Here is a 9,009-nt window from a genome sequence, read left to right as displayed (position 1 = left end):
CCTTCGCCGAGAGTACTGCAGCGCAAGGCTGCGGGAGGGCAGGGCGTCGCGCTCGCGGAGGGCGCTTTTCTATGCGCCGAGAGAGGCCCGCAGGGGGGAGGTTCCCCCTGCGGGCCCTTCTGCGTTTAGGCGGCCGAATGCGGCATCTGCGGGGATGTGCCCCGACAGGGCCGGCGCTCGCCGCATCCGGGGCATCCGCACGATCTGCGCAAGGATGGATGCGCGACGTGCGCCGCGCGCGCCGAGAGAGGCCTGCAGGGGGATAGCCCCTGCAGGCCTCTCTGCGTTCCCGCCCTTGGGAAATTCTGTCTGCTGTTATTCGCTTTGCTTTAATTTCTTGCAGTATCAATTATTTTGGTTTGGCGGGGTCGTTTCCGTTTTGAATTGTTGAAGGCTATTCGAGATCGATTTCCAGCGCATCTTGATCATCTAGCTCAGGTGCGTATTCTGCCGTAGTTGGTTGTTCCTCGATTGCGGGTTCCGGAAGCAGATGATATGGCAATGATGGTACGGCCGCATCCTCGGAATCATTCTTGGCATCGGGCTTAGACAGCAATGCTATTCGGTTGTACAGCGCGGTTGCCTTGTCCTGGATTTGCGCATCGATATGGTAATGACCGCAGAACCAATGAGTGTATGTAAGCTTGTCTTGAATCGTTTGAAGCCAATCGGTGTACTCGTCCATTGGGTGGATTTCGAGGCGATCGGTGTGCTCTGCGATGCCTTGCGCGGCAGAGGTCGGGGCGCAATGGGTTATCACGAAATCGCATTTCCAATCAGCGTTATCGAGCGTTTCAAGCGCAGCTGCCCGTTCTTGTTCGCACGGAACCTCTTCGGTGAACCATGTTTTGCCTAGAATCCGATGCTTTCTGTCGTATTCGCTTGAAGCTGCACCGCCCATGGTGAAGATACGGAATCCGTTGATGTCGTACATTTGGCCTCGTTGAAGGTGGAAGACGGTGGTCGACACCTGATGTACGTTACCGCCGTGCCATGTGGTTTCGGGAAGGCTGTTCAGCAAGCTGAACCCCTCGTGGTTTCCGTCTACGAAGAGAGTTGTGAAGGGCCTGGCTTCAAGCCATCGCAGCCAGTACTGTTCGCTTGCCGAGTTGTTCCATACCAGCCCGAAATCGCCGCAAATGATCACGTAATCATTTTTGGTCAATCCTGTGGTGTCGAAGCGGCTTTCCGAGAGTTTTGCAATGTCGTATGAGGCATGGATGTCGCCGGTAACGAAGATGCTCATAAGGCTGATTCGTTTCTAGAACAGCGAGGGCGTTTGCGCCGCAGGTGTCGTTTGCGCGGGTTTTGCTTTGCGCGTGGAACGAGCGGGTTTCATCTGTTTGATTTCCTCAAGCTCGTTTTGCATTGATTCGCTGCGTTCGAGAAGCAATTCAAGCTTCTCCGCGAAATCGGAGAGCTGCAGCGCCACGCTTGTTTCCTCTTCGACATAGCGCTGGAGCGCTTCGGTGATTGCCGCGGTTCGCGTGATGCCTCGCTTGCTGGCAACTTCGTCTACTGTTTCGGCTAGCTTTCGATCTACCCATGCGGCTAGCTGACGCTTGTCTTGACTGTGCTCCACTGCCATAGCTTGTTCTCCTGATGCTGTGTTTGTGCTGTGATTAAGCTATGGCATCAGTATAGCCGGTATAAGGCGGTTACCGCTATCGATTTGCTGGAATCATCGCTAAGGCAAGTGGTTTTCGGTGCGAATAGCGTCGTGTCCTTCAGCTTCCCGTGGTTGTAGAGCGCATGGTCCCGATGATTTGGCGACTTTGGTTATTTCGACTTGCTGATTCTGCGTCATGGATGAAGACGGCCAGTACTGGATGCACGTTTGTGTCGGCGGCTGGGGCCCTGTCGGGGCGTACTGCGACCTGTACCATTGATTTGACTTTGGGTTTAGGGGGATGGCGGTGGGATCCTTCCAGCGCATCTTGACCGAAATGGTAAAGCTTCGGGCGAGATGTCTTCTTGCTTCCTCGTTTCATTGCCACAACTAATTCTCGTTTGTGTGCGGTTCTTTTCTTTTTGGGCGCTCGGCATTAAGGGCGGTAGCTGGTTTTCTGGGCTTGCCTTGGTACATTTGCGGAATCGCTTCGGGTGTTGTGGGAGTGCTGTTCGGTCCGCTGGAGGGCCGTAACGGTGACCGGTTTGCAAGGTTTGGCGGATCGACTTGCAAGATGCGGGCAAGGGTTGTGTAAGATGGCGGCGTCATGCTGGTTTTCGAAGTGATTTGCGCTTGAAAGGAACCGGTTATGGCAACCATGAATATTTGCTTATCTCACGACGCGGCGTTTCGCTGGCTTGTGCGAAATCGCAATCCTCGCATCACGGGCAACAGGACCACGGCTCGGGTGCTGCCTTGCACATCGCCGTTTGTTTCCGAGAGTAGGACCTTGCGTTCGCTACTGGGCATTGATGACGGCAAGCTTGAGGTGCTTGTGCGGACTTCGGCGGGCAGGCGCGACGGCGATTGCCTGCGGTCTCATTATTCGGGAAACGCGTATCCGGCAGGATCGTTCGTGAAGGTGCCGGTTGAGGGGTTCGGCGCGGTTTGCTGCTCGTCTCCTGAGCTGACGTTTTTACAGGTTGCGGTTAAGCATACCTTGTTGGAAACGGTGTACATGGGGTATGCGCTTTGCTCGTCGTATCGCATCGACGCCGATGCTGAAAACGGGATCGCTTTGCGAGAGGGTGATGACGAGCCGTTGACGTCGGTTTCGAGAATCGGGCAGTATCTGGCGAAGGTCGATGGGGCCTATGGGACGGCGAAGGCGCGTCGTGCCCTTGCTTATGTGCGAGATGGATCGATTTCGCCGACGGAATCCGCGATGGCGATGGCATTGAGCATGCCGCGACGTTTCGGCGGGTTTGCGGCAGGGGATGTGGTTCTTGGCGAGAACGTTGCGGGAAGAGGTTGTTTGTCGGTAGCGGAGGGCTTGGGTACGTCTGGCCGCATGCTGACCGTGCGTTCAACGAGCCGAAGGCGCGATGTGGCGGCGTTGAACATCTCGCTGCCTGATGGAATCGGCGGGCGAAGGGCGAATGGCCCTGCCTGCGGCATCGATGGTCCGGAGGACCCTGAGGAGTTTCCTGTGGCAGCGTTTTGCGCGCAGCATGGCGGCACCACGTGCGATCGGGGAAGCGAGGCTGCGGATGCAGAGGGCGACCAAAGGGCAAACAGGTCGATTGGGGCCGCAACGACGGGCGAGAAGGATGTTCGATGCGCGGGACGGTCGGCTCGAAACGCGGGTCAAGATACGGCTCAGGGGGCGAAGGTGCCTGAAGGCGCGGTGCAAGATGGCGCCGCGTCGCAGAAAGAGCATGGAGGGCTGCAACGTCGAGCGATATTGGTGCGTCCTGAGCAGGTTCACGAATTCGATGCCTATGTGCAGCTATGCGAGAAGGTTGCAAGGAGAATGCGCCGTCGAAGCGTGCCGATGGGCGGTTTTGCGGAATCTCGTGAACTTCAGGAAGCAGGAGCGTGCGAGGGGGCGGGTATGTACGAGGAAGCGGGCGGATTGCCGGCATTCGAGGATGAAGCCGAGGCAAAGCAGCGAGCGAAAGAGGCTCGTCAGCTTGCGAGGAGGGTTGAACTTTGGCAGACGCTCGTGTGCTTCAGCGCGTTTCGTCAAAGCGAAACGGGTAGCAGCGTGAACGTGTTCGATCCTCCCGCCGATTGCGTTGGCCGTTAGTGATGAGGGACTGTCTTTGATGTGCATATGTGCTTGCTTTTCCTGGCAATCGTATGGGCAGATAGATTGCTTTCTGAAAAAAGCATATCCCGGTGCCAGGAATTACCGATGGCGAAAAGGCTTGTGTCGTTATAATTAGCAGCGCAATAGATACTGATGATGGAAGAATACCAAAGGCAGCATTATGGATACCGTAGAGAGCATCTTCACGAAGGCCCGTCAGACGGGCGCACAGCCGGTTTCGTTCGAGATCTTCCCGCCGAAGGGCGAGCTGAGCATGGAGTCGGCGCGCACGATCGCGCAGGAGCTTGCAAAGCTCGACCCCGCGTTCATCAGCGTCACGTATTCGGCGGGCGGCAGCGGTAACAAGCAGGCCACCGCCGAGATCGCCGCCATGATTCAAGACGATCATGACGTTCCCGCTGTGGCCCATCTGACCTGCGCCGGCGCATCGCGGCAGTCGATTTCGACGGCTATCTCCGATATGAAGGACCGCGGTATCCGCAACGTGCTGGCGTTGCGCGGCGATTTGCCGGAAGGCTATGAGCCCGGTGATTTCCGGTATGCCAAGGACCTTATCCCGGTGCTGGCGGATGCAGGCTTTTGCGTGGGTGCCGCGGCGTATCCCGAGGGCCATATCGATTGCGATTCGCTTCGCCTGAACGTGGAACATCTGAAGCAGAAGCAGGATGCGGGTGCGAGCTTCCTGGTCACGCAGCTGTTCTTCGACAACGATTGCTTCTATCGATTCCGCGAGGGTGCCGAGGCCGCCGGTATCACGGTGCCGATAACCGCGGGCATCATGCCGTTCATGAGCAAGGCCCAGATCCAGCGCATGGTGTTCATGTGCGGGGCGTCGCTTCCCAGTCCCATTATCAAGCTGCTTGCGCGATATGAGGACGATCCGGCAAGCTTGCGTCAGGCCGGTATCGAATACGCATGCCGACAGCTGACCGACCTGCAGGCGCATGGCGTCGAGGGGCTGCATGTGTACACCATGAACAACCCCGAGATCGCCCGTGCCGCCACGTGCGCGTTGAAGGTGGCGCTGGTTTCGTGAGGGTTCGTTATGGGCGTCTTGGCGCGGGTGGCGTGCCCGATGCGCGGCTTGATCGCAGCGAGGCGCTGAGATATCTGGGATATGCGGGTCAGCAGGTCGATCAGGCTTTGCTGGCCCGTTTCAATAGCTTGGCCGACGAGTGCGAGAAGGCTATCGCGCCCACATTCGCCTGGAGCGTCTTCGATATCGATGAGGAGCGAACGCGCTGGGAGGCATTGGGGCCTGGGATGTCGGGCGAAACAGCGCGACGTGATGGGGCGTCGGACGCGGAAGCGCCTCGTGACGAGGCGGTGAGCGTGGTCGAGCGCCATGGCGAGCCAGGCGGGCGAATCGAATGCGGCAAGGAATCTGGGCCTCGCGTGGCCTTATCGGGCTGCGGGCTTGTCCTGGAGGGCGGCAGCATCGCCGAGCACTTGCGCGGGGCGTCTCAGGTTGCGCTGATGGCGTGCACGCTCAGTGCGGTAAGCGAGCGGGAGATGCGCAAGCATGAGGCCATCAGCGTGGCGGACGGCGTGATGTTCGGCGCCTGCTGCTCGGCGCTGGTCGAGGCGGCCGCAAACGTCGTGGAGGGCCTTGTCGTCGGGTTCGCCAAGGATATGGGCATGAGCACGAACTGGCGTTTCAGCCCCGGATACGGCGACTTGCCGCTGAGCGTGCAGCCGGCGTTTTTAAGGGCGCTTGACGCGGGTCGGCGCTTGGGCATCGCGACGACGTCGACGAACATGCTCGTGCCGGTGAAAAGCGTCACCGCCGTGGTAGGCTTGTTCGAAACGCCTGACGATCACGGTGAAGCGCGCGATGCTTGCGCGATATGCAGCTTGAAGGATGGTTGCGAGTTGAGGAAACGAGGGGTTACCTGCCATGGGTGAGAACGAGAACGTGCACAAGGAGCTGTCCGGCGGTTGGGCGAAGGCGGCGAAGCTGCCCGCCCCCGACCTGTCGGGGCTTGCCGTTAAGGACGAGCATTTGAAGCGGGCGCTGCTCGGGCAGGACTTTCTTGTGGTGGACGGCGCCATGGGCACGCAGCTGCAGGAGCGTGGCCTTGCCGATGCAGGCCAGATTCCCGAGATGCTGAACTTCTCCCATCCTGAAGATATCGCGGCCATCCATAAGGCCTATGTCGATGCGGGGGCCGAGGTCATCACCACGAACACGTTCGGGGCGAACCGTCTGAAGCTAGAAGGCGCCGCGAGCGTCGAAGAGGTGTATCGCGCTGCCGCCGAATGCGCGCGTGCCGCCGGTGCCCCTTACATCGCCGGCGACGTCGGCCCGACGGGCGCGCTTTTGGAGCCCATGGGAACCATGAGCTTCGATGAGGCGTACGACCTGTTCGCCGAGCAGGTGCGCGCCGTCGCCGCTGCCGGTTGCGATGTGGTGCTGATCGAGACCATGGCCGATTTGCGCGAGGCGAAGGCGGCGCTGCTGGCGGCTCAGGAGAACTGCGACCTGCCGGTGTTCGCCACCATGACCTTCGGCGAGGATGGGCGCACGTTTTTGGGCACGTCGCCGGAAGTGGCGGCGGAGGTGCTCTCGAGCATGGGCGCGCATGCCGTGGGCTTGAACTGCTCGCTTGGCCCGGCGGATCTTTTGGGCGCCGCGCAGAACATGGCGCGCCGCTCGCGCTGCCCGCTGATGGTGCAGCCGAACGCGGGCCTGCCGCGCGTGCAGGGCGGGGTCACCGTGTTCGACGTGTCGCCCGAGGATTTCGCCGCCGCCATGGAGGGCATACTCGATGCGGGCGCCTCGATCATCGGCGGGTGCTGCGGCACGTCGCCGGAATACACCCGCCAGCTTCGCCGCATGGCCGATGCCCGTCGCGTGCCGATGCCGCGCGCTTACGAGCCCGCTTGCGTGCTGTGCAGCGCGCAGGAGGCCGTGGTGCTCCCGGTGGGCGTGCCCCGTATCGCCGTGATCGGCGAGCGCATCAACCCCACGGGCAAGCCCAAGCTCAAGGCGGCGCTGCGCGCGGGAGACCTTGATTACCTGGTGGGCGAGGCCGTTTCGCAGCAGGAGCTGGGAGCGGATGTGCTCGATGTCAACGTCGGCCTTCCCGAGCTTGATGAGCCTGCCGTGCTGGCCGCCGCGGTGGACAAGCTTTCCTCTACGGTCACGTTGCCGCTGGTGGTGGACTCATCCGACCCGGTGGCGGTGGAGTCGGCGGTTCGCGGTTATGCCGGCAAGCCGCTCATCAACAGCGTCAACGGAAAGCGCGAGAGCTTGGAGGCCGTGCTTCCCATCGTGAAGCGTTACGGGTGCGCCGTGATCGGCCTTGCCCTTGACGAAGAGGGCATCCCGCCTACGGCCGAGGGGCGTTTCGCCGTTGCCGAGCGCATCGTGGAAGCCGCCGAGCGTTACGGCATCCCGCGGACCGATGTGGTCATCGATTGCCTGACCATGGCGTGCGCGACCAACCAATCGGAGGCGCTTGAGATCTTGCACGCCGTCGGCATGGTCAAGGAACGCCTGGGCGTGCGCACGGCCCTCGGCGTGTCCAACATCAGCTTCGGCCTGCCTCAGCGCAACATGGTGAACTCCACCTTTTTGGCCGCCGCGTTCGGGTGCGGTCTGGATATGCCCATCTTGAACCCGAAGGCCAGGCGCTACACCGATACAGTGAACACGTTCAGGGTGCTGAACTGCCAAGATGCCGGCGCCGTCGAGTTCATCGGGGAGTATGCCGACGCCGCAGACCCGTATGTTGCGGGGGCGGGTGTTGCCGTGGGAGTTGCAGAGGCGCAGCCTTCGGGGGCTGCCGACGCGGCTGCGGAATGCCCGGTGGCGGTTCCGGAGCCGCTTTCGGATGCCGCCGATGCCGTTCGCGATATGGTGCATCTGATCCTCACGGGCCGCAAAGGCCCGATGGGCCCGGCGACCGAGGCCTTGCTCGAGGGGCATAACCCGCTCGACCTGGTCAACGGCGTGTTCGTTCCCGCACTTGATGTGGTGGGGCAGAAGTTCGACAAGGGGGAGTTTTTCCTTCCCCAGCTGATGGCCTCGGCCGAGGCGGTGAAGGTAGGGTTCGACGTCGTCAAGGCGCGCATGGGCGATTCCGCCGACGACGGCATGGGGTCGAACGCCATCGCAGTGGCCACGGTGAAGGGCGACATCCACGACATCGGCAAGAACATCGTCAAGATGCTGCTGGAGAACTACGGCTTCCGCGTGGTCGATCTTGGCCGCGACGTCGAGCCGGAGGAAGTGTTGCGCGTGGCAAGCGAGCAGGGTATCCGCCTGGTGGGGCTTTCGGCGCTGATGACCACCACGGTTCGCGCCATGGAGCAGACCGTGGAGCTTCTGCATGAGAAGCTGCCGGGCTGCAAGGTGATGGTCGGCGGCGCGGTTCTGACGCCCGAGTACGCCGAGCAGATCGGCGCGGACTACTACGCGAAGGATGCCGCGGAATCGGCCCGCATCGCCGAGCGCTTCTTCGCCGAACAGGGTTAGCGCGGCAAACGGCGCCATCGGGGACGATGGCTGCGGGGAAACCGATATGAGAAGGCCTGCATGCTTCGTGGAGCATGCAGGCCTTCGTGGTTTTCGGGATGCTGTCGGGGCTGCCGACGCGCCTGCGTTATGGGTGATGCTTCGATGCCTGGGCGCTATCCGATGCCGCCGAGCACGATGCCCAGGATGATGACGATCGCCGTGAGCGGGACGAACAGATAGCGTCCCATGAACTCGAACCATGCCCCTACGGGCTTCTCTCGTCCCATCTGAGCCTGTTTTGCGGCGAAACCCTTGGGGCATACCCAGAAGAACATCACGGCCGCTATAAGCGCTCCCAGCGGGATTGCGTAGATGCTGACGGCATCCATCCAGGCGCTGACCGCATCACCGTTCTCGATGAAGGCGCCGATGCCCATGGAAGCCGCCGCCACGATGGCCACGGCGGCCCAGCGGGGAAGGTGCGCCTGCTGCTGCAGCGCCTCGATAGGCGGCTCGTACAGGTTCACCAGGCTGGTGATGGCCGCGCAGGACACGGCCAGGAAGAACACGAAGCAGAACAGCCCGCCGAAAGGCATCTCCTCGAACACCTGCGGCAGCACGATGAACAGGAGCGGGGGGCCTGCCTGGGTGTCGGCTCCGAACGCGAACACGGCCGGCACCACCACCATGGCGGACAGAACCGCGGCCAGCGTGCTGAACACCACGACGTTGCGCGCCGACGAGAACAGCAATTCCTCGACGGCGAAAACCTCAAAACCCATTTCGAGCAACCCGAGGCAGGATTGCAGGACGCAGACATCGGTC

General features: G+C 61.3%; 6 protein-coding genes and 1 pseudogene. 4 read left to right on the top strand and 3 right to left on the bottom strand.

Annotation, left to right across the window (positions count from 1 at the left end; all coding sequences use genetic code 11):
* Positions 1-394 precede the first annotated feature (394 nt).
* Both Q0H50_RS06705 and Q0H50_RS06700 read right to left on the bottom strand, forming a co-directional pair.
* Positions 395-1,246, bottom strand: a complete 852-nt coding sequence (locus tag Q0H50_RS06705) for a metallophosphoesterase (RefSeq protein ID WP_294420761.1) — start codon at positions 1,244-1,246, stop codon at positions 395-397.
* 15 nt (positions 1,247-1,261) lie between these two features.
* On the bottom strand, positions 1,262-1,588 hold the full coding sequence (locus Q0H50_RS06700; protein WP_294420759.1) for a ribbon-helix-helix protein, CopG family: 327 nt from the start codon (positions 1,586-1,588) through the stop codon (positions 1,262-1,264).
* Between the two features lie 937 nt (positions 1,589-2,525).
* Here Q0H50_RS06700 and Q0H50_RS06695 point away from each other — a divergent pair.
* The 4 genes from Q0H50_RS06695 to Q0H50_RS06680 all read left to right on the top strand — a co-directional run bounded on the left by Q0H50_RS06695 (position 2,526) and on the right by Q0H50_RS06680 (position 8,202).
* The gene (locus Q0H50_RS06695; protein ID WP_294420757.1) at positions 2,526-3,698 is read left to right on the top strand and encodes a hypothetical protein; all 1,173 of its coding nucleotides are present in this window, start codon (positions 2,526-2,528) and stop codon (positions 3,696-3,698) included.
* 184 nt (positions 3,699-3,882) lie between these two features.
* Positions 3,883-4,758 (top strand): methylenetetrahydrofolate reductase, encoded by an 876-nt coding sequence (locus Q0H50_RS06690; RefSeq protein ID WP_294420756.1) that lies wholly within the window; start codon positions 3,883-3,885, stop codon positions 4,756-4,758.
* Positions 4,755-5,627: a hypothetical protein gene (locus tag Q0H50_RS06685; RefSeq protein ID WP_294420755.1), complete on the top strand. Its 873-nt coding sequence runs from the start codon at positions 4,755-4,757 to the stop codon at positions 5,625-5,627. Before Q0H50_RS06690 ends, Q0H50_RS06685 begins: the two co-directional genes overlap by 4 nt.
* Positions 5,620-8,202, top strand: a complete 2,583-nt coding sequence (locus tag Q0H50_RS06680) for a homocysteine S-methyltransferase family protein (protein WP_294420753.1) — start codon at positions 5,620-5,622, stop codon at positions 8,200-8,202. The genes Q0H50_RS06685 and Q0H50_RS06680 overlap by 8 nt, the downstream gene beginning before the upstream one ends.
* A gap of 155 nt (positions 8,203-8,357) precedes the next feature.
* Here the strand turns inward: Q0H50_RS06680 and Q0H50_RS06675 are convergent.
* A pseudogene (locus tag Q0H50_RS06675) lies at positions 8,358-9,009 on the bottom strand (sodium-dependent transporter); the annotation flags it as partial.

This window comes from uncultured Senegalimassilia sp., from assembly GCF_934632265.1.
GTDB lineage: Bacteria > Actinomycetota > Coriobacteriia > Coriobacteriales > Eggerthellaceae > Senegalimassilia.
This window is presented reverse-complemented; position numbering and strand designations above follow the sequence as displayed.

Bases quoted from the DNA above. Each gene is read 5' to 3' on its own strand.
- Q0H50_RS06705 (WP_294420761.1), bottom strand. From the start codon at position 1,246: ATGAGCATCTTCGTTACCGGCGACATCCATGCCTCATACGACATTGCA.
- Q0H50_RS06690 (WP_294420756.1), top strand. From the start codon at position 3,883: ATGGATACCGTAGAGAGCATCTTCACGAAGGCCCGTCAGACGGGCGCA.
- Q0H50_RS06680 (WP_294420753.1), top strand. From the start codon at position 5,620: ATGGGTGAGAACGAGAACGTGCACAAGGAGCTGTCCGGCGGTTGGGCG.
- Q0H50_RS06700 (WP_294420759.1), bottom strand. From the start codon at position 1,588: ATGGCAGTGGAGCACAGTCAAGACAAGCGTCAGCTAGCCGCATGGGTA.